Raw genomic sequence first — 20,003 nt, forward strand, 5'->3', positions numbered from 1 at the left:
CATGAAGATACTGGGCATCAACGGAAGCTCAAGAAAAGACGGCAACACGGCCCTGCTCATGCGGGAAGTGTTCAAAGGACTGGAAGACACAGGCATGGAAACAAGCCTGGTTCAGCTGGCCGATCACACCATCGAACCCTGCCGCGCCTGCTTTTCCTGCGCGAAGACGGGCTCCTGCGTGTTCGGTCAGGACGACTTCAACGAACTTTTCGACCTCATGACGAAGGCCGACGGCATTCTTCTCGGATCTCCGGTCTATTCGGCCGATGTTTCCGCCAGAATGAAGGCCTTTCTTGAGCGCGCGGCCGTGGTGGCCGACATGCGCCCCGGCCTGCTCAGGCACAAGGCGGGCGCGGCCGTGGCCGCAGTGCGACGCGGCGGCGCACTTGCGGCGGTGGACGCCATGAATCACTTTTTTCTCAATCATGAAATGTTCGTGGTCGGCTCCACCTACTGGAACATGGCCTACGGAAAAATGCCCGGCGACGTGCTGAACGACGCGGAAGGCATGGAGAACATGAGAAATCTCGGCCGGAACATGGCCTTTTTGCTGCAGCGTCTGGCCTGACGGCGCTCTCCCTTGTGCGGACTTGCCCGGAGGCGTCCGCACAAGCGCCGGGCGCGGCGAGAGCGGCGTCGGCTTTTCCCGCCCTCCCCCGCGAGCGAGAAGAAGGCGGCACGGCAGCCGCACGCCCCGGCCTGCTCGACGACATGCGGCGTCCGTGCCCCTTCCTTTCCCCGACTGACAATATCAGGCAAGTTTTTGCCACAAATGCATCTTCATCCTCCTGCGGGCGTCGTCTATTCTGATCATCAGAATAGAATATTTCCCGAATCCGGCTTCCGGGAAGGGCGACTTTCCCGTCGGCCGTCGCGCCCCGGAGTCAACGATGAACATGCCCGCAACCGTTCTCACGGATCTTGTGCTCCTTCTGCTGTTTCTTCTGCTCATGGCCGCCCCCCATACCGGCGGCGCGGTCCATGAGTGGCTGGGCGTTCTGCTGACCTTTGCGCTTCTTCTGCACGCATGGTTCAACCGCGTCTGGTACAAATCGCTGCTCAAGGGCCGGTACAACGTCACGCGGGCCGCCCGGCTCGCGCTGAACGCCCTGCTTCTTCTCATGCTGCTCGGCACTCTGGCCAGCGCCGTGCCCATTTCCCGAACGGTGTTCGCCTTTCTCGGACTCGAGGGCGGGCTCTCCGCAAGAACCGTCCACGTCTTCTGCGCCCACTGGTGCTTCCTTCTCGCAGCCGTCCATCTCGGCGTGTACGGCAAACGATTCTGCGCCCCGTTGGCGCGACTTTTTTCCGCGCCCCGCCCACTCGGCTATCGACTGACCTCCTCCGGCCTGAGCGTCGCCCTTGCCTTGTACGGCCTGCACGCCTTTTTTCAGAGAGAACTGACCTTTCCTCTGACCATGCAGAGCTCCTTCATGCTGTGGAGCGAAAACGCCGCCCTCTTTCTTCTGGACTACGGCGCGGTCTTTTTCCTGTTCGCCTGGACAGGCTTCCGTCTGACCACGATGTCGCGCACATGGCGCTCCCACGCCTCGCTCTTTCTCCGCGCCGGGGAGAAACGCCCCTCGCCTTCCGATCAGACCACGCATCCCGAAAAACGTGCATGACCTCCTGCCGTATCGCCGGGCTCTTTCCGAGTGTGCTGCAAGGGCCCGCATCATCCCGTCGCCGCGTGATGCCCCCAAGGCGTCTGCCTTCCGTCATGATGCCAGAGCCTCACAGCCACGCCTCCCTCGCAAACCCGCGAAGCGGCGGACCTGCCCCTGCTGATGCTGCATCGCATCTATGGCCTTGAAAAAATATGAACGCATGACGCATGGAAAACATCGCCCATTTCTTCACCAAGCTTATGCACAACATCGAAAAAATCTTCCCTCTTCCCCCTTTTATTGTCCATAAAGACAGAAAAATATCGCTGTCATCAGAAAAAATGCATATGTTCATGCGCCATAAGAGGAATGCATTGACAGGCCCATGAAAAATTATCATGGATTAAAGAAACCCTACTGAGGATGCCATGCTGACTTTTCTTTTTCCTCCGGATGAGCCGGATGCTTCGTTTCCATCTCTTTTCACCGAGATGAAACAGTTCTTCCAGAAGGACATGCCTCTGCCCGAGGGCATGGCGGAACTTCACCGGATATTGAAGAAATACTTTCCCGTGGAATACATTCTGGTCACGGCGGCCACGGAGCGTCAGGGCGAAGAGCGCATGTTCCTGTTTCCCGAAATCACGGGCATGCGCAAAGTGGCGCTGAACAGCACGCCCGAGCAGCTGCTGGCCCTGAGTCACGGCCCCGAACGGGTGGTGCGTCTCGGCGATCAGGACGATCACGGCATCACCCTCGGCGTGATTCACAGACTCTTTCCCGAACGCAGGTTTTCCGCACTCATCATCCGGGCGGTGATGGCGAGACGCCTGATTGTTTCTCTCTCGCTCATCGTTCTTGAGCACCGCGGAGAAAACGTGTTTCACGCAGGGCACGTGAACGCCGCCTTTGCGCTTCTCGACGATCTCATGCGGTATTTCGGACGGCATGTCTCCTTGGAAGCCGCGGGGAAAAAGCGGGAGGATCCGGGGCGGTATCTTCCGCTGGTGCAGCTTCCGGGCATGCATCAGGTGTGCGAAATGATATGGCAGGTCTCCCGTCAGGACTGCCCCGTGCTGCTGCTCGGCGAAACCGGCACCGGCAAGGAGGCCGTGGCGGAAACCCTGTACCGCTCTTCCGGACGCCTGGATGCACCCTTCATCAAGATGAACTGCGGCAGCCTGCCGGAATCGCTCATGGAAAGCGAACTTTTCGGCCATGAAAAAGGAGCGTTTACCGGCGCGGTCGCTTCCCGCAAGGGCTTTTTCGAGCGCGCGCACAGGGGCATGCTGCTGCTTGACGAAGTGGGCGAACTTTCGCTTCCGGCGCAGACCAGACTTCTGCGCGTGCTTCAGGAAGGCGTGCTGGAACGCGTGGGCGGCGACGAAGAGAGACGCATCGACGTGCGCATCATTGCCGCCACGCACAGAAATCTCGACAAGATGGTGCAAAGCGGCAGCTTCCGCTCCGATCTGTACTTCCGCCTCAGCGTGTTTCCCATTGCCATTCCGCCGCTGCGTCGCCGTCCGGAAGACATTCCCGTGCTGATACGGTTTTTCATCGCCCGAAAATGTTCCGAATACTGCGTGCAGAACCTGCCCGAGCCCTCCCCGGAAAACATGAAGGAACTGCTCTCCTACCCGTGGCCCGGCAATCTGCGGGAGCTCAACAACGCCGTGGAGCGGGCCGTCATTCTCTGGATGGGCGACATGCGCCGTCCGCTGGTGATTTCTCCGACGGCCCGGTTCATGCCGCAGGAACAGGCTACGGATCATGCTGCCGACTCCTGGGGCGCTCCCTCCGTTTCCGAACGATTCGAAACACTCAACGAAGCCATGACTCGGCACATCCTCCGCGCGCTGGAGCGCTCCGGCGGCAAGATAAGCGGCAGGGGCGGCGCCGCCGAGCTGCTCGACGTGCATCCCAACACCCTGCGCGCCCGCATGCAGAAACTGGGCATCCGTTATGATTCACAAAATATGGTGAAACATTGACACGGTATTTAGTGAAAAATACACGAAATATCGTTAAATAATATTTTATCTCATTGATATTCCTAAATATTTAAAAATGGCATGCTTTTTGCTTTTATTCCGGTAAAAGCAAATTCCCGGCCACACCGCCGGCTATACAGGAGTATGCCATGATCCGTGCTTATCCCCATCTTTTTGAACCTCTTCAGGTTGGAAAGATCCGCTTCAGAAACCGCATCTGGACCGCGCCCACGGCGCAGGCCATGCACTTCATCACGCCCGAAGGCTACATCCGCCCCGAGTCCATCGCGCATTTCCGCAACAGAGCTCTCGGCGGCGCGGCCTGCGTGACGCTCGGCGAAGCGGCCGTTGATCAGGATCGCGGGCGTTCTCACTTCCACAACGTGAATCTGCAGGACATCAACAACCTGCCCTATCTGACCCAGATGACCGACGCCATCCATCAGGCCGGCGCCATCGCCTCCATTGAAATCGAGCACGGCGGCAAGTACGCCTTCCCGCTGGTCAACGGCGGCAGAAATCCCATTGCGCCTTCCGGCTGCGTGCTCCCCAACGGTCAGGTCGTGGATGAAATCACCGAAGAGCAGATGGATCAGGTGGCCGATCACTTCGCCGAAACCTGCCACTTCCTCCAGAACGCCGGCTTCAAGATGTGCCTCGTTCACGGCGCGCATCAGTGGCTGCTCGGCGAATTCCTTTCCCCTGCGGAAAACCACCGCAAGGACAAGTGGGGCGGCAGTCTGGAAAACCGCGCCCGCTTCCCCATCATGGTGCTGGACAGAATCCGCAAGCGCGTGGGCCCCGACTTCCTGCTGGAATACCGCATTTCCGGCACCGAAGGTCAGCCCGGCGGACTGGAAATCGATGAAGCGTGCGAGTTCATCAAGATGATCGAAGACAAGATCGATCTCGTCCACTTCTCCCGCGGCAACCGCGGCGTGCTGCGCAGCCGTCCCGAAATGTTCCCCTCCGAATTCATGCCCAAGTGCCCCAACGAATACATGGGCGTGGCGGCGAAAAAGCACGGCATCAAGATCCCCGTCATCATCGTGGGCAGCATCACCGACCCTGAAGACGCCGAACGCATGATCGCCGAAGGCCACTGCGACGCCGTGGCCATGGCCCGCACCGTCATTGCCGATCCCGAATGGGCCAACAAGGCACGCCTCGGCAAGCGCGAAGAAATCCGTCCCTGCATCAAGTGCTTCAACTGCCTCGATGAAAAGAACGCCCGCGTCTTCGGCGGCGGCATCACCGGCTTCACCAGAGACGTGGTCAAGCGCTACGCCTGCTCCGTGAACCCCCGCATCGGCATTGAAACCGACATCATTCCTCCGGCCACCGAAAAGAAGGTCGTGGCCATCATCGGCGGCGGTCCCGCCGGCATGCAGGCCGCCATCACCGCGGCCGAACGCGGTCACGAAGTGCGCCTCTATGAAAAGAGCGATCACCTCGGCGGTCAGATTTCCTTTGCCGACTACGTGTCCTTCAAGTATCCGCTCATGGAATTCAAGAACTGGCTCATCCATCGCGTGGGTCAGCTCGGCATCAAGGTGTTCCTGAACACGGAAGCCACCCCCGAACTCATCGAAGCCGCCTACCCCGACGTGGTCATCGCCTGCACGGGTTCCGTGCCCGCCCTGCCCAGGATTCCGGGCATCGACGGCAAGAACGTCATGCTGGCCACGCAGGCCTTCGTGAACCGCGACGCCGTGGGGCAGAAGGTGGTGATCGTGGGCGCGGGCGACACCGGCTGCGAATGCGCTCTGCATCTTGCCGAAGCCGGCCGCGACGTCACCATGGTGGAAATGGATGAATTCATCGCCCGCCGCACGGGCTACACGCAGCGCATCGTGCTGGTGGAAAAAATCGACACCAACGAGCACGTCTCCTATCTGACCAGGGCCTGCTGCAAGAAGATCACCGACAAGGGCGTGGAAGTGGAAACTCCCGACGGCGTCCGCTTCCTGGAAGCCGACACCGTGGTCATCGCCCTCGGCACCCGCGCGCTTCAGGATCAGGCCGAAGCCTTCCGTGACTGCGCCCCCACCTTCTGGCTTGCCGGCGACTGCGCGGAAGGCCCGAAGAACGTCCGTCACGCCATCCGCAACGGCTACGACGCCGCCTGCCGTCTGTAATTCCCGGAACGTCCGATAAAAAAGCCTGTTCCGCTGGCCGCTTCCACCGGCGGAACAGACTTCCTTGCAAGCAGACACAACGTTGCAATCTTCTCCTCCATATCCTTATGACGAAGGAGTCAATTATGTCGGCAGACGCTCAGGCAGGCACAGGATCCGAAGAAAAAAAACGGCTTCTGAAACTTCTTTTCTGCCTCATCTTTCCGCTGATATGCTTTGCCATGCCGGACAGCACGGGCATCACTTCCACCATAAAACTCTTCCTGTACATCACCTTTGCTGCAATTCTCATGTTTGCAGTGGATGTTACAAGTAATTTCATTGTATCCATATTCCTTATCTTTGCTTATGCCGCAAGCGGTCTTGTTCCTTTAAGTACAATTCTGGCTTCATGGAAAAGCGACATTCCGTGGATCACGCTGGCGGCGCTGCTCATCGTCACCATCGTACAGAGAACAACGCTCCTGCAGCGCATGACGTATCATACCGTCATACGGGTCGGCGGCAGCTACATGGGAATCATTTTCGCCGTCACCATCATTTCCGTTCTGGCGCGCATTTTCCTCACCGGCACCATGGCTTCCGTGAGCGTCATGATGGTGGCCTTCGGCCTCTGCACGGCGCTTCATCTCGGCAAGAGCCGGGCGTCGGCGGGCATCATGCTCATGGCGGTCACCGCCTACCGCGACGCCAACTTCTTCGTCTATTCTCCCGACTTCATCGCGCTCCTGTACAGCGAATCCTCAAAAGTCGCGCCCATTTCCACGAGTTATCCCGAATTTTTCATGAACAACTGGGTCTTTGTTTTCGAGATCCTGCTCTTTGCCCTGGTCATAGGAAAGTTCATGGCTCCCAAAACGCCCATCGAGGGAAAAGCGGCCATGAGAAAAAATCTTGAAGCCCTTCCCCCCATGACCAGAGACGAAAAGCATATCTGCATCATACTTTCGGCACTCGTCATTTTTCTCCTCACCTATCAGATCCATCACATTCCCATGGTGTACGGGTTTATTTTCACCGCCATCATATTCTATCTTCCCTATGTCAACATAGGCACAAACAACGACATCAAAAACATCAACTATTCATCCATATTCTTCATCGTCGCCTGTCTCGGCATCGGAACCGTGGCGCAGTCCATCAACGTTGCCTCTTCCCTGTCCGCCATCATCTCTCCGTGGCTGAACGGCGTTTCTGAAAAAATATTCATGAGCATCGTCTATGCCATCGCCGTGTTTGCCAACTTCTTCATGACGCCGCTTGCGGAAATCGCAACGTTCGGCGCTCCCATCGCCCAGATCTGTCAGTCGCTCGGATTCAACCTCAACACCATGATATCCTCCTTCTTCCATGGCACGCAGCAGCTGCTGTTCCCCTACGAAACCGCGGTGTACCTTGTGGCGTTTTCCATGGGCGTCATGAAGCTGAACGACTTCACGCTTATCATGGGAATCAAAATGATTCTCAACACTCTGTTCCTCGTTACTGTTGGTTTTGCCTACTGGACTTTCATCGGAATTCTTTAAATGCACCAAATAGGAGGCAGTATGATCTTTCCCACCGTCAAAGTTGCCGCCGTGCAGGCCGCGCCCGTCTTTCTCAATCTGAAGGCGTCCGTGGAGAAGGCCTGCGCGCTCATCGACGAAGCCGGACGCAACGGCGCCGAGCTCATTGACTTTCCCGAAGCGTTTCTGCCCGGCTACCCCTGGTGGATCTGGATGGGCGCCCCGTCGTTCGGACACAAGTTTCTCATGAAGCTGCATCAGAATGCGCTCACCTACGGCAGCCCGGAAATGCGTCAGATAAGCGAAGCGGCAAGACGCAACAACATTTTCGTGTGCATTTCCGCCACGGAAGCCGACGGAACCACCCTGTACCTCACGCAGTTCTGGTTCGACAACAAGGGCAATCTCATGGGCAAGCACCGCAAGATGTCGCCTCCCGGATGCGAAAAGATCATCTGGGCCTGCGGCAACGGCAGCACCATGCAGGTTTTCGACACCAAAATCGGCAAGATCGGCGGTCTGCAGTGCGGCGAGCATCTGAATCCCATGAATCTTTCCTGCCTGCTCGGTCAGGGCGAACAGATTCACTGCGCCGGCTGGCCGCCCATGCACACGCCCCGCGAAGGCCAGATGCCGCTGTTCTCTCCCTACGACATGTCGCGCACGGCCACCCGCTACGCGGCCATGGGACTGAGAGCCTTTGCCCTGTACTCCACACAGATGATGGCGCAGGACGTCATCGACATGCTCTGCGACGGCACGGGACATCCTGAATATATCGAATGCCTGCCCAACGGCGTGGACGGAACGCTCGGCGGCGGACGGGCTGCCGTGTTCAACGTGGCGGGCGACTGCATCAGCAACTCGCTCCCGCACGACGTGGAAGGCTGCGTGTATGCCGAATGCGATCTCATGGAAACGCTGGGACGCAGACTCGTCATGGATCCGCTGGACAAGGACGCAAGACCCTTTGCCCTGCGCATGACCCTGGACAGAACGGACTACAAGGCCATGAACTTTGAGGGCGTGCAGCCTGACAACTCCGTTTCTTACGAAAATATTCAGAACTTATAATCGATCAGAGCCGGAGAATGAGAGGGAGGGGAACTCTTTTCCGGCTCGTTTTGTATCCGGGAGACGACGAAATGAAAGAAAATCTCCATGAACTTCTCAAAAACTGGGGACTCGAAGGCAGAACGATTCAGGAAGCCAAGGACACCGGAGCGGCCATTGCCACGGGAGTCTGGCATCTCGGACCGGACTACAGCCTGAAGACCGGAGGAAACTTTGAAGGTCTCCGGCATCACATTCATATTTCCCGCGTGCTGGCGGATCAGGGCATCACGGCTTCCTGCCCACTTCCCACGCGGGACGGCAAGGACTTTCTTACCTGCGGCGACCACTATTTTGTGATTACGGAACGCGTTACGGACAATTTCCTCAGCACGAAGCCGACGCCGCAGGGCAAGGAACCCTTCTATCTGGAACGCTACGCGCGCGAGGTACGCAGTTTCGACGCCGCGCTGCACGGCGGAAACAGGGATTTCGCCGAAGTCATGGCCTGGGCCGACAAGGAAAGCGCCCGTACGGCAAAGGCGTTCGGCATGCCGTGGAACGGCATTCCCAGGGACTGCGCGGAACGTTTTTCCGCCCTTTCCACGGAACCTTCGGAATTTTTCGTCTGCGCGACCAAGGTAGAGGCGTCGCCCTTCTCCGTGGCGGACGCTCTCGACGCCCTGTCGCGTCCCCGCGGCCTCATGGCCATGCTTGCGGTGTTCGTGGCCTGGACGGCGGGCCAGACTTCCCTTTCTGCGCTCATTCGCGGCAATCTCAGCCTTGCAGCGGCACTTTCGCACGGACTCTGCGTCCGTGCCGACGCCTGATGCCGACCGTGGAGTGTTCTCATGTCTGAATCTTCCAGTCGCGTGACCAACATCAAATGGGCTGTTAATTTTCTTCTTCCTCTTTCTCTGCTGCTGCTTCCCGAAAGCGAGGCGTTCACCTGGAACATCAAGGTGTTTCTGGCCATCACGCTGTGGGGCGTCATGGGCTACGCCATGGAGCTGACCGACAATCTGGTCGTTTCGCTCATCATGATGTTCATGTACGGCCTGTCGGGCATCGTGCCGCTGCAGGCCGTGCTCGGGCCGTGGACGGCCGATCCCGCATGGATGACGCTCGGCGCGCTCATCATCGTCTCCATCGTGCAGAAGACCACCATTCTCAAGCGCATGGCCTACTACGCGGCCATTCACACCAACGGCAGCTATATGAAGCTGGTGCTTGCCATGGCCACGCTGGCGCTCATCGCCCGCGTGTTCCTTCAGGGAACCATGGCGTGCATTGCCGTCATCGTGGTGGCCTACGGCATCTGCGAGGCCCTCAAGCTCGGCAGAAGCCGCGCTTCGGCGGGCCTCATGGTGGCCACGGTCATCTTCTACATGGACGCCAACTACTTCATCTACTCTCCCGATTTCATTTCCATTCTCTACAGCGCCGCCGCGCCCGTGGCGAACATTGTTCCCTCGTATCCCCGGTTCTTCGCGGACAACGCGGTGTTTCTTGTGGGCAACTATCTGGTGGCCGCGGCCATCGGACGCTACTGCCGCCCGTCGTCTCCGCTGAGCGGCAGGGAAAAGTTTGAGGAAGCCCTCGCCTCTCTCGGCCGCCTCAGCGTGAAGGAGTGGAAGATCATCGTCGTTCTGGCGGCGCTGGTCATCTTTCTCTTCACGCATCAGTATCACCACATCAACATGGTGTACGGCTTCATCTTTGCGCCCATGATCCTCTACATGCCCGGCGTCAACGTGGGAACGCAGCAGGATCTGAAGGACGTGCAGTTCTCGGTGCTCTTCTTCATCATCGCCTGCATGGGCATAGGTTCGGCGGGCAGCGCGGTGGGCTTCGGCCAGTACGTGTCGGTGAGCATCGTGCCCATGCTGCAGAACGTGAGTCAGACCACGTTTCTCTGCGCCACCTATCTTTCCGGCGTGCTTCTGAACTTCCTCATGACGCCGCTTGCCGTGCTGGCCTCCTTCGGCCTGCCGTTCGCCCAGATCTGTCAGGACCTGAACTTCAATCTGGAGCCCATGTTCTACATTTTCTATCAGGGCACGGCGCAGCTGTGGTTCCCGTATGAAACGGCCGTGTATCTGGTGGCCTTTTCTCTCGGACTCATCCGTGTGAAGGACTTTGTCACCATCATGACCATCAAGTTCGTCATCAACGTGGCGTTTCTCGCTACTGCGGGCATGGCCTGGTGGACGGTCATAGGCATACTGTAGGAGGTAGTATGGCTGTTGTAGCGTTTTTCGGTCTCGGCAGCATGGGCCTGCCCATGGCGATCAATCTTCTGAACGCCGGTCATGAGGTGCGCGTCATGGTGCATCGCAATGCCGCCGGACCGGAAGAGGCCGCGAGGCACGGAGCCGTCATGAAGTCTTCCGTGAAAGACATGGTTTCGGGGGCGGATTTCGTCGTCAGCGTGGTTCCCGACGACAGGGCCGTGCTCGATATTTATGAAAACGAGGAATTCAGACAGTCCGTGAAGCGCGGATGCCTCGTGCTGGAGATGAGCTCCTGCACGCCCGGAGCCGTGCGCAGGGTTGAAGAACTGTGCCGCCCGCTGGGCGTGCGCGTTCTGGACGCGCCCATTACCGGAGCAAGACCGAAGGCCGTGGCCGGAACGCTGGTGGTGCTCGGCGCAGGCAAGGACGAGGACTTCGACGACGCCGCTCCCGTGCTTTCCGCCATGACGGAAAAGGTGTTCCGGCTGGGAGCCGTAGGCACGGGCAAGACCATCAAGGCCATGACCAATCTGCTGGGGGCCGTGAATCTGGCGGCCGTCGGGGAATTCTATCGTTTCGCGCGGGCGCTCGGGCTGGACATGCAGACCCTTGCGGAAGTGACGAAGGAAAGCGCCGGAGGCTCCACACAGTTTTCCCGCAATTTCGGACGCATGGTGCAGGGAGACTACGCGCCGGTCTTTACCCTCGGCCTCATGCTCAAGGACATGGAAATAGCCATGACATGCGCTTCGGAACATCCTGACCTGCACATGCCGCTTGCCGAATGCGCCACGGCGCTGTTCCGCAGCGCCTCGAACTATGCCGACGAAGACTGCAGCGGTATTGCCCGCGTCGATGCCCTGAAAGGATAACGACGCCGAGGCGCTTTGCGCCGCCTGCCGCCCGTCTCCATCTTATTCAGAGACGACGCGAGGCATTGCGAAGACCAAAGATCTCCTGCCGCAAGCACGATGGCTGCTGCGACGGGAGATCTTTTTGCGTCTTCGGGAGAGCGCGACGGAGGCCGTGCGCAAGGCGCGGGGCTGAACGCGAATCAGAGAGAAACGCTTCCAGATCCGTGAAGCGGCAGCCTGCCGCATCACACAGAACAGTGTTTTTTCGTAAGTGACGCCTCATGCTCCATCAGCGAAGGCTGCCGGACAGCACATCCATTACCCTGAGGCATGAGTCAGAATCACCCGCTGAGAAGGCGGTTGTCTGTTTCGGTCGCTTCCGCTTTAATATTTATTTAAAAAATTGCATATCTGCATAGGAACACCGTCTTCCATAATATGGAAATCATATTTTTGATAAAAAAAAGCATTCTTGCTTTCTTCCGGCATAACTTCCAGATAAAGATAATCCTGATATTTAGTTTTGATGCGTTTCATCATCTCACCCGCTATGCCCATACCCTGATGACTGGGACGCACAAGAACGTAATGGATATAGGCCACCATCTCGCTGTCATCAAGTACCCGTATGAGTCCAACGAGCTGACCGTTATCCCACGCGGTCAAGACCGTGGAAGAATTCATGAGCGCCTTATGAAGTCGAGAGGGATACTCGCCCGAGACCCAACCTACGGAAAGAAACAACGACTGGACGTCATTCTTAGAAAAATTTTTCTCTTCAGTGTACACGACAGCCATATCTTCATGCCCCGCCTTTAGGATTTCGATAGTCGCAACGCTGACACTGGGACAGCGCATAGGAAGTGTCCGTGAGATGATAGGCTCCAGCCCACTGGCAAATGCTTTGCAGTATGGGGATGACTGTGCGCCCTTTATCCGTAAGGCAATATTCCACCCGGGGAGGCACCTCCATATATTGCCTGCGTTCCACGATGCCGTCTTCCTGAAGTTCCTTCAACGCAGAAGCCAAGACAGCATCCGTGATATTGACCATCTCCTTACGCATCTCACTATAACGAAGCGTTTTATCCGCCAGCACGCAGATAATCCTGGACTTCCATTTCCCTCCAAAAATATCAAGGCCGTATTCCAACGGACAACGAATATCTTTAGGCAACTTGTGTTCGTACATGTTCAGCTCCTTGTCATGTCATAGGCACAGTAGAAAAGAAAAAGACCCAGCACCGCATTGATGGAACGGTAATGGATCTGATGCCGGCTCTGCATCCTGACGCCAAAGAACGCCCCGCAGGAACGTAGATGCGCTGCCGAGAACGACTACGGCTACGCGTGCAAAAAACAGTCCAGAAGCGGTGGAAAACATGGGAACAACATACGTAGCCGGAACAGTCAGCCCATCGAGATATATCTTCACATCGACCAGTGCAGCAAAGCCCTGTGAAAACCTTCGATTGCGTACTATTCGTTTCTGATGAAAGGCGACTGCGAAGCGCCCCCAGGCCAGCAGACACATGTACGCCCATCCTGCTGCATAATGAAGAACGGCGAGTGCAGGCTCAAGGCTCATCTCAAAAAACTGCACGAGCAGGATGCAACGCAACTGCACCAGAGCATAGCCGAAACCTATGCCCCAGAGCAACGGTTTCGCCTTATCTCAACCCAAAACCGCTGCCGCGTTGAACGCCAGCAGAACCTGGATCAACTCCAAGCAGACGGATACAGGATTTCTCTGTACCGCATACTTGGCAACAGAAGAGGAATAATCAGTCCTTACCAATCCTGGGACGGAGGTGAATGGCCTGTTTATGACATAGCCTCACACATCGGCCACAGCCACAGCAAATCTGTTCATCTACGACACTTTTCCAACCAGGCTTCATGGCGATGGCTTTCAGGGGACAACAGAGTATGCAGGCACCACACCCTACACATGTTTCCGTATCGATATATGCTGTACTCATTTTGTGCGTGGGGAAACCGAGGGATGCTGAAAAAGAGACATCTCCCGGTTTCCAAATAGCGGCTATCGGACTACCTCGGATCAGAGAACTTTCTTGTTGTCTGCCCCGGGGGTGGCAACGATAACCTTTTCAGGCACAATCTTCACCGCGCCCTTGGCTGTCACCGCACCGTGGAACATATCTTCGACCATGACCTTGAAGGCATCGACCACAGGACCTTCGCTCAGGTAGCTGGCCGTGCCCTTGATCTGATAGCCTTCCAGACTCTGGGGATCATATGCGGAGATGGCGATTTTCCCATTTTCGCAGATGTTCTTCAGCGTGGTCTCAAGGAACACGTCACCAACGACGAGGGTGCCGTCGTCCAACACATCCTTGAAAGCGACGGGAACCACATTCGGACAACCATCACCAAAGGTTGCCAAGTCCCACATATGTTCTTTCAGCATCTTCTTGACGGATTCGTTCAACATAAAAACCTCCTTATATTTTTGATTAAAAATGTATAGAAAATAAACTCAGCAGAAACAATATATAAATAAATTTATTAGTAACTAATAAATTTCATAGTAAAATACAAAAATATACTTAAAATGTAAAAAACTAATTAATATAATTTTATTAAATACCAATCACAAAGAACTTTCGCAGACATCTAATCCATGTACCAGCGAAAAAGTGCATTTTTCTGTTTACTGACAATAAAATATGGGATTATATACGTAAATCAACGTATATGGAGCATAACATTATAGCTTTTCTCATAAGAGGTTTCGACGGGGCACGGTGCTCAAATATTTCAGCAATGCCGACGTAGAGCCCGGACAAAGGAAATTGCTGGATGGCGAGAGTCATCGTGAACGGCAGGCAGACAGCCTGCAAAATGCTTCCGGCAGGGAAACTCATGGCCCGGAATGGCGGGCCGCAAAAGAATGGGAGAAAGAGCAAAAAAGGCTCGCACGGGAAGGGATGACGATCCCCACGGCATCAGAACTGCTTATGGCGCGGGGAGATAGTTGCCTTGCCCCTGTTCAGCGAACCATGAGCCGACAGCTCATGTGGAAAAGAAGCTGGCGACGAAGGACTTTTTCGCCTGCTGCGGCAAAAAGGGCATCCATGACATTGCGGAAATCACTTCGGCGAGAGCCTATGAGTTTCTTTCCAGAATCAAGGATGCGCGCGGGGCGAACGTCGCCAGCAGGTACCACAAGAATCTGCCGTCTGCATGGAACTGGGGGTTCAGACTTCTTTGAGGGATTTTTATGCAGGCGACGTTGCCGCCTTGAAGCCGAAGCCCTCTGCCGCAAGGCACGGCGAGCGCCATGTTTCCCGACGGAACGTGATGCCATCAAGGTGTTTCAGCAGGCGGAAAGGCAGGCCCTGCTCATGCTGCTGCCCCTGTACTTCACGGGAGGACGCAGAAGCGAAATCTTCCGGCTGACGTGGAGCGATGTGGACATTCAGAAAGAAAAAATCAGGCTGACCGAAACAAATCAGGCCATGGCATGGAACGGGTGCGCCGATTCCGAATGCGCCCGGAACTGGTCAAGGCGCTCAAGTGGGCGGCGGGACGCCCGCCCCTGCACGGTGGACAATGTGTTCATGCAGCTTCAGAACGACACGTTTCCGGGGCAACCGTTCACCCAGCGCATTCACTTCATGGAGATCCTCTGCCGGAAGGCCCATGTGAAGCCCTTCGGTTTTCACGCCATCCGGCACAAGAGCGCAGCCATCACGTTCGTGAGTTCAGGTCTGAATGCCGCCCAGGTTCTCATGAACATTATCGGGCGACCACCACGAATCGCCATACGAAAAGCGAGAGGCTGTACACGGACCAGAGAGAAACGCTTCCGGCTCTGGGAGACCGCAGCCTGCCGCATCACACAGAACAGTGTTTTTCGTAAGTGACGCCTCATGCTCCATCAGCGGGGGCTGCCGAACAGCACATCCATGACACTGAGGAATTAACAAAAAAAAACGCCTTGTGATCACTCACAAGGCGTTGATTTCATTTGGCGTCCCCAGGCGGATTTGAACCGCCGTTGACGGCGTGAAAGGCCGCTGTCCTGGGCCGGCTAGACGATGGGGACACGGTGTTTACCGTGGCTGGGCTACAAGGACTCGAACCTTGATTATCGGAGCCAGAATCCGACGTCCTGCCAATTGAACGATAGCCCATCGGTGAGAAAGAGAACTACCAGAATCGCCGGAGAAGTCAAGCGATTATTTCCGGAAATTTTAATTTTTTTTGTTTTTTCTGCTAACCGAGCCGTCTATGCGAGGAAAAACGTATGATAATCAAATGACATATCCACCATACGGCAATAACGGACACCAGCCCGATGAGCCATCCGACCACCACGTCGAACGGATAGTTCTTGCCCACGTACACCTGCGAAAAGCCCACGCAGAACGGCAGAAGGTACACCCAGGGGTTGGAACGGTAGAACAGCAGGGAAAGCACCACGGCCACGGCCATGCAGGCCGCAGACGGCGAAGACGGCATGGAGCCGCCGAGACCGGCGGTTTCGGTGGTGTTTTCGTCTATGACCAGCCACTGATCGGTTGCCGCATCATAATAATTGGTGTCCATGAGCACCTGACAGGGACGCTCACGGTCGATGGAAGACTTGAGCGCACTGGTGGTAAGGTCGGTCACGCCCACGGAAAGGCCCATGAGCAGCACAAGCATGAGCACGCGCCCCACCGGCTCCAGAGAACTGCGCCAGCAGTGCACGGCGTAGGCGATCACGCACACGAGCGCGCCCACCCACATGAGCCACACCTGAGAAAACAGGGGCATGAAGAAATTGAACACCGCATTATGAGCCGACACGTTGATGAGTTCAAACAGCGACTGATCGATAATCTGAAACATGGGAGCCTCTTGTATTCAGCAATAGTTCCTCAAAGTCACGGAAAGCCTGCCGGCAGCCGATACGCCGCAGGCGTTGGCGGGACGGTCCCGCAAAGTTCTGCCTACTCTATGCCGCCCCCGGCGTTTCCGTCAATCGTGTCGGCAGAGAGACGGTTCTGTTCCCACTGCCAGCGGGCGAGTCCGTTGAATATGTTCTTGCGCCGCACCTTGCTGCCCGCGCACATGGCGTCGAGCACGTCCATCATGTCGGCGCGCCGGGTCTTGCCCGCCGACGGGCAGGGATTAGAAAAGACCGGCAGTTCCCACTGCCTCGCCGCGCGCACGATTTCCGCCTTGGAGAGCAGCATGAGCGGGCGGATGACCTGAAGCGCGCCGCCGAAAAACGGCTCGTTCATGCTCATGCCCGCGACCTTGCCGGTCTGCACCAGATTCATGAGAAAATTGGTCACCAGATCGTCGTTGTTGTGCCCGAAGGCCAGATGGGTGAGGTGATATTCGCGGCACAGGGCGAAGAGACGCTTTCTGCGCAGCCTGGCGCAGTAGAAGCAGGCGGAGTTGCGCAGATTTTCGTCCGAGTGACCGCGGGGGCCGTAATCCGTGACTTCGAGATGCCCGGCAATGCCCTCCCTGGCCAGCCATTCGGCAAGCGGCGCGTGATTGGTCGGATCAAAGCCGGGATTGAGATGCAGCGCCATAATTTCAAAAGGAAAAGGCACGATGCGCTGCCTGATCTGCAGCACCTTGAGCAGCACGAAACTGTCCACGCCGCCCGATACGGCCACGCCCACGCGCGCGCCCGGATGCAGCATGCCCGTGGACTGCATGGCCTTGCCTGCGGCCTTCACGCACACCTGCTGCGCGTAACTGAGCTTGCTTATACGGCTCACCCCTGATCTCCTGTGCCGGGCTCTCCGCCCGCCTGTCTTGTGTTGCCGCGCGAAAACGCCGCGCAAATCTCGAAGGCCCACAGGGATACGCCAGACATCGCCTGCGGCCGACTCATGACGCACGGGCGGCCCTTCCCCTCGGAAAAAGCCGCCTCGACGCTCATGCGCGACGCCTTTGCGCATCGCCCGATATTTTTACTGAAGCATGTCCCTGTCGTCGTCCCACACGGCGCTCAGCAACGTGCGCACGCCGAATCCCGTTTCGCCCTTGGCGTTGATCGGGCTCTCGCCGTTGTCCGCAGCGGCCATGTCGATGTGCGCCCAGCACACTCCCTCGCGCACGAACTGCTGAAGAAACACGGCGGCGTTGATGGCTCCGCCTTCGCGACGGCCGGAATTTGCCATGTCGGCGCAGGAACTCTTGAGGCCCTCAAGTCCCATGGCCGTCCAGAGGGGCAGACGCCAGTTGCGTTCGCCAAGCGCCATGCCGGCCTTGTGCAGCAGATCGGCCAGATCGTCGTCCGAAGCGAAGAGTCCGGCCGAATCGGGGCCGAGCGCCACGGCGCAGGCTCCGGTGAGCGTGGCGATGTCCACCAGACGGAAGGGCTCGTATTTTTCCTGCGCCCAGGCCAGGGCGTCGGCGAGCACCAGTCGGCCTTCCGCGTCGGTGTTCACGATTTCCACGGACTTGCCGTTTTTGGCGACCACGATGTCGCCGGGGCGGGTGGCGTGTCCGCCGGGCATGTTCTCCGCGCAGGCCATGATGCCCACCACGGGACGCTTCGGCTCCAGCGAAGGCGCAAGCTGACCGAGAGCCTCCATGACGCCGAGCACCGCCGCCGCGCCGGACATGTCGCCCTTCATTTCCTCCATGCCCTTGGCGGGCTTGAGGCTGATGCCGCCGGAATCAAAGCAGAGGCCCTTGCCCACGAGCACCACGGGCTTCTGTCCTTCCGAACCGCGGGGCGCGTACTCCACCACCACCATGCGGGGCTCTTCGACCGAACCGCGGGCCACGGCCAGATAGGCGTTCATGCCTTCGGCGGCAAGTGCGTCGGGACCGAGCACGAGCGCCTTCATGCCGTACTTCGACGCCACGGCTTCGGCCTTCTGCGCAAAGGCCGAGGGAGTCATGACGTTGGCCGGATCGTTGGCCGCGTCGCGCGCAAGCATGACGCCCCGCGCTTCCGCCTCGGCCATTCTCGCCTGGGCGCGCACGTCGTTCTCCACGTATTCGCCTTCCAGCATCAGGGCCAGCCAGCGGGGATCGGCGTGCGGGCTCTTCTCGCTCTTCCAGCGGTCGTAGCGGTACAGCGCAAGATACGCGGCAATCACGGCCTCGCGCACCAGCGCATCGAAGCTCACGCCCAGCTTTTCGGCCACGCGGGCCAGCGAGGCGCCGTCAAGCCCCACGGTGGCGAGATCGTAGTCGCGGCAGCGGCGAACGGCCTTGCCCACGGCATAGCGGAACGCGGTCATGTCCGCCTTGTCGGCCTTGCCGAGTCCCACGCCGAGCACACGGGAAATCTCCATGGCCTGCGGCCCGTAGAACATGACGGACTCATCCCTGCCGCCGTGAAAATCGCGCCACGCGGGCGCGATGCTGAGCCAGACAGCACTCTGCGCAAGCGCAGCGCAGGCTTCTTCCACGCCTTCGCCTTCAAAAACAAACGTGACGACCACATCCGCCTTCCACTGGGAAGGACCGCCGGTCTGAAAACGAATATCCATACGTCACCTCAATCATCACTGTCGTTTCTTTTGCGGCGTGCCGCAACGCGGCTGCCGCTGCACACGCGGGCCGGGCCGCCCTTTCACCGAAGCGCCCCTGCCGACGGAAGCCGACGCACGCTGCATCCGTACTTCCGAAACCTCACGAAACATCGTCAAAACGCCCCGCACTCCGGGCCTGCGCGGCGAGGATTCGCCTTCCGCAGGGCCCGCCGCCAGAGGCGCACATCATCTGCGTTTTGTGCCCGTCTCCAGTCCCACGGCGCGGCGAAGCGCCGACACCTCGGCCTCAGAGAGCGGACGCACTCTTCCCGGAGCCAGACTTCCCAGTTCCAGCGGGCCTTCCTGCACTCTTTTCAGGCGCAGCACGGTGAAATCCACATCGCGGCACATGCGGCGAATCTGCCGGTTCAGGCCCTGATGCAGCACCATTTCCAAAAGCACGCCCCGCAGCGACGAAGGCAGCACCCGCACTTCCACGGGCGCGAGCCTGTCGCCTTCGGCAAGCGTCATGCCGCGGCGCATGAGAGAAAGCGCTTCCGCCACCGAGGCCTCGCCCCGTTCCGGACGCACAAGCACATGGTACACCTTGGAAAGATGCCAGCGCGGATGGGTCAGGCGGTGCGCCAGTTCTCCGTCGTCGGTGAGCAGAAGCAGCCCCTCGGAAAAAAAGTCGAGACGCCCCACGGGAAACAGCCGACGACGCCGCCACGGCTCGGGCACGAGATCGAGCACGGTTTCGCGTCCTTCCGGATCGCTCGCCGTGGACACGATGCGCACGGGCTTGTTGAGCATGAGCCAGCAGGGCTGCCGACTCTCCTCCTTCAGCCTCACGGGACGCCCGTCCACCGACACCTCGTCGCCGGGCTGCACCCGCACGCCGGGGCTGTCCGCCACAACGCCGTTCACGCGAACTCTTCCGGCAAAAACAAGCTCGTCGGCACTGCGGCGCGAGCATACTCCCGCGTCCGCGAGCGCCTTGTTCAGTCTGATGCCTTCCGCCACTCTCTCCTCCTGCGGGGCTCCGCCCCGAAAAAAGTCATCTTTCTCCACTGGCACATCGGGATAATGTGGGCTATCATACCATCCGTCAAGACCATTCGCCGCAGCGGATCCCTTTTTCCTTTTAATAAAGAAACA

The 20,003-nt window shown here is 58.1% G+C and carries 18 protein-coding genes and 2 tRNA genes; 10 read left to right on the forward strand and 10 right to left on the reverse strand.

The features are described from left to right. The first annotated feature begins 1 nt into the window (after nucleotide 1). The 9 genes from Q0K02_RS04690 to Q0K02_RS04730 all read left to right on the forward strand — a co-directional run bounded on the left by Q0K02_RS04690 (nucleotide 2) and on the right by Q0K02_RS04730 (nucleotide 11,403). On the forward strand, nucleotides 2-568 hold the full coding sequence (locus Q0K02_RS04690; RefSeq protein WP_294485505.1) for a flavodoxin family protein: 567 nt from the start codon (nucleotides 2-4) through the stop codon (nucleotides 566-568). 322 nt (nucleotides 569-890) lie between these two features. After that, complete coding sequence (locus Q0K02_RS04695; protein ID WP_294485506.1) at nucleotides 891-1,625, forward strand: DUF4405 domain-containing protein; 735 nt, start codon at nucleotides 891-893, stop codon at nucleotides 1,623-1,625. Nucleotides 1,626-2,035: 410 nt separating this feature from the next. Beyond that, the gene (locus Q0K02_RS04700) at nucleotides 2,036-3,601 is read left to right on the forward strand and encodes a sigma-54 dependent transcriptional regulator (RefSeq protein ID WP_294485508.1); all 1,566 of its coding nucleotides are present in this window, start codon (nucleotides 2,036-2,038) and stop codon (nucleotides 3,599-3,601) included. A gap of 149 nt (nucleotides 3,602-3,750) precedes the next feature. Then, a complete protein-coding gene (locus Q0K02_RS04705; RefSeq protein WP_294485511.1) occupies nucleotides 3,751-5,739 on the forward strand; it encodes an FAD-dependent oxidoreductase in 1,989 nt (662 codons plus the stop codon). A gap of 125 nt (nucleotides 5,740-5,864) precedes the next feature. Then, nucleotides 5,865-7,265, forward strand: coding sequence for an anion permease (locus tag Q0K02_RS04710; protein ID WP_294485513.1), 1,401 nt, complete (start codon nucleotides 5,865-5,867; stop codon nucleotides 7,263-7,265). 21 nt (nucleotides 7,266-7,286) lie between these two features. Next, a complete protein-coding gene (locus tag Q0K02_RS04715) occupies nucleotides 7,287-8,318 on the forward strand; it encodes a carbon-nitrogen hydrolase family protein (protein ID WP_294485515.1) in 1,032 nt (343 codons plus the stop codon). Between the two features lie 71 nt (nucleotides 8,319-8,389). Beyond that, entirely contained in the window at nucleotides 8,390-9,127 is a 738-nt protein-coding gene (locus Q0K02_RS04720) for a hypothetical protein (RefSeq protein ID WP_294485517.1), read from the forward strand. 21 nt (nucleotides 9,128-9,148) lie between these two features. Continuing rightward, complete coding sequence (locus Q0K02_RS04725; protein WP_294485520.1) at nucleotides 9,149-10,528, forward strand: SLC13 family permease; 1,380 nt, start codon at nucleotides 9,149-9,151, stop codon at nucleotides 10,526-10,528. An 8-nt stretch (nucleotides 10,529-10,536) separates the two neighbouring features. Then, nucleotides 10,537-11,403, forward strand: coding sequence for an NAD(P)-dependent oxidoreductase (locus tag Q0K02_RS04730; RefSeq protein WP_294485521.1), 867 nt, complete (start codon nucleotides 10,537-10,539; stop codon nucleotides 11,401-11,403). A gap of 366 nt (nucleotides 11,404-11,769) precedes the next feature. Here the strand turns inward: Q0K02_RS04730 and Q0K02_RS04735 are convergent, their stop codons facing one another. The 4 genes from Q0K02_RS04735 to Q0K02_RS04750 all read right to left on the reverse strand — a co-directional run bounded on the left by Q0K02_RS04735 (nucleotide 11,770) and on the right by Q0K02_RS04750 (nucleotide 13,840). Further along, a complete protein-coding gene (locus Q0K02_RS04735) occupies nucleotides 11,770-12,243 on the reverse strand; it encodes a GNAT family N-acetyltransferase (protein WP_363315662.1) in 474 nt (157 codons plus the stop codon). Beyond that, entirely contained in the window at nucleotides 12,188-12,577 is a 390-nt protein-coding gene (locus Q0K02_RS04740; RefSeq protein WP_294485524.1) for a helix-turn-helix domain-containing protein, read from the reverse strand. The genes Q0K02_RS04735 and Q0K02_RS04740 overlap by 56 nt, the downstream gene beginning before the upstream one ends. Before the next feature lie 18 nt (nucleotides 12,578-12,595). Beyond that, on the reverse strand, nucleotides 12,596-13,045 hold the full coding sequence (locus Q0K02_RS04745; RefSeq protein WP_294485526.1) for a hypothetical protein: 450 nt from the start codon (nucleotides 13,043-13,045) through the stop codon (nucleotides 12,596-12,598). A gap of 402 nt (nucleotides 13,046-13,447) precedes the next feature. Then, complete coding sequence (locus Q0K02_RS04750; RefSeq protein ID WP_294485528.1) at nucleotides 13,448-13,840, reverse strand: pyridoxamine 5'-phosphate oxidase family protein; 393 nt, start codon at nucleotides 13,838-13,840, stop codon at nucleotides 13,448-13,450. Between the two features lie 313 nt (nucleotides 13,841-14,153). Here Q0K02_RS04750 and Q0K02_RS04755 point away from each other — a divergent pair, with 313 nt between their 5' ends. Then, on the forward strand, nucleotides 14,154-15,275 hold the full coding sequence (locus Q0K02_RS04755; RefSeq protein WP_294485530.1) for a tyrosine-type recombinase/integrase: 1,122 nt from the start codon (nucleotides 14,154-14,156) through the stop codon (nucleotides 15,273-15,275). A gap of 105 nt (nucleotides 15,276-15,380) precedes the next feature. Here the strand turns inward: Q0K02_RS04755 and Q0K02_RS04760 are convergent. The 6 genes from Q0K02_RS04760 to Q0K02_RS04785 all read right to left on the reverse strand — a co-directional run bounded on the left by Q0K02_RS04760 (nucleotide 15,381) and on the right by Q0K02_RS04785 (nucleotide 19,868). Next, nucleotides 15,381-15,457, reverse strand: a tRNA-Glu gene (locus Q0K02_RS04760). Nucleotides 15,458-15,470: 13 nt separating this feature from the next. Continuing rightward, nucleotides 15,471-15,545, reverse strand: a tRNA-Gln gene (locus tag Q0K02_RS04765). An 82-nt stretch (nucleotides 15,546-15,627) separates the two neighbouring features. Beyond that, the gene (locus tag Q0K02_RS04770) at nucleotides 15,628-16,245 is read right to left on the reverse strand and encodes a phosphatase PAP2 family protein (RefSeq protein WP_294485532.1); all 618 of its coding nucleotides are present in this window, start codon (nucleotides 16,243-16,245) and stop codon (nucleotides 15,628-15,630) included. Between the two features lie 101 nt (nucleotides 16,246-16,346). After that, the gene (locus tag Q0K02_RS04775) at nucleotides 16,347-17,132 is read right to left on the reverse strand and encodes a tRNA 2-thiocytidine biosynthesis TtcA family protein (RefSeq protein ID WP_294485533.1); all 786 of its coding nucleotides are present in this window, start codon (nucleotides 17,130-17,132) and stop codon (nucleotides 16,347-16,349) included. A 195-nt stretch (nucleotides 17,133-17,327) separates the two neighbouring features. Then, on the reverse strand, nucleotides 17,328-18,863 hold the full coding sequence (locus Q0K02_RS04780) for a leucyl aminopeptidase (protein WP_294485535.1): 1,536 nt from the start codon (nucleotides 18,861-18,863) through the stop codon (nucleotides 17,328-17,330). Nucleotides 18,864-19,091: 228 nt separating this feature from the next. Then, nucleotides 19,092-19,868 carry a pseudouridine synthase gene (locus tag Q0K02_RS04785; RefSeq protein WP_294485536.1) on the reverse strand — a complete coding sequence of 259 codons (777 nt, stop codon included), beginning with the start codon at nucleotides 19,866-19,868 and terminating at the stop codon, nucleotides 19,092-19,094. Between the last annotated feature and the right edge of the window lie 135 nt (nucleotides 19,869-20,003).

Origin of the sequence: uncultured Mailhella sp. (genome assembly GCF_944324995.1) — a bacterium.
Lineage (GTDB): Bacteria > Desulfobacterota > Desulfovibrionia > Desulfovibrionales > Desulfovibrionaceae > Mailhella.

Bases quoted from the DNA above. Each gene is read 5' to 3' on its own strand.
- Q0K02_RS04710 (WP_294485513.1), top strand. From the start codon at position 5,865: ATGTCGGCAGACGCTCAGGCAGGCACAGGATCCGAAGAAAAAAAACGG.
- Q0K02_RS04700 (WP_294485508.1), top strand. From the start codon at position 2,036: ATGCTGACTTTTCTTTTTCCTCCGGATGAGCCGGATGCTTCGTTTCCA.
- Q0K02_RS04705 (WP_294485511.1), top strand. From the start codon at position 3,751: ATGATCCGTGCTTATCCCCATCTTTTTGAACCTCTTCAGGTTGGAAAG.
- Q0K02_RS04735 (WP_363315662.1), bottom strand. From the start codon at position 12,243: ATGCGCTGTCCCAGTGTCAGCGTTGCGACTATCGAAATCCTAAAGGCG.
- Q0K02_RS04690 (WP_294485505.1), top strand. From the start codon at position 2: ATGAAGATACTGGGCATCAACGGAAGCTCAAGAAAAGACGGCAACACG.
- Q0K02_RS04695 (WP_294485506.1), top strand. From the start codon at position 891: ATGAACATGCCCGCAACCGTTCTCACGGATCTTGTGCTCCTTCTGCTG.
- Q0K02_RS04770 (WP_294485532.1), bottom strand. From the start codon at position 16,245: ATGTTTCAGATTATCGATCAGTCGCTGTTTGAACTCATCAACGTGTCG.
- Q0K02_RS04740 (WP_294485524.1), bottom strand. From the start codon at position 12,577: ATGTACGAACACAAGTTGCCTAAAGATATTCGTTGTCCGTTGGAATAC.
- Q0K02_RS04730 (WP_294485521.1), top strand. From the start codon at position 10,537: ATGGCTGTTGTAGCGTTTTTCGGTCTCGGCAGCATGGGCCTGCCCATG.
- Q0K02_RS04720 (WP_294485517.1), top strand. From the start codon at position 8,390: ATGAAAGAAAATCTCCATGAACTTCTCAAAAACTGGGGACTCGAAGGC.
- Q0K02_RS04725 (WP_294485520.1), top strand. From the start codon at position 9,149: ATGTCTGAATCTTCCAGTCGCGTGACCAACATCAAATGGGCTGTTAAT.
- Q0K02_RS04715 (WP_294485515.1), top strand. From the start codon at position 7,287: ATGATCTTTCCCACCGTCAAAGTTGCCGCCGTGCAGGCCGCGCCCGTC.
- Q0K02_RS04780 (WP_294485535.1), bottom strand. From the start codon at position 18,863: ATGGATATTCGTTTTCAGACCGGCGGTCCTTCCCAGTGGAAGGCGGAT.
- Q0K02_RS04750 (WP_294485528.1), bottom strand. From the start codon at position 13,840: ATGTTGAACGAATCCGTCAAGAAGATGCTGAAAGAACATATGTGGGAC.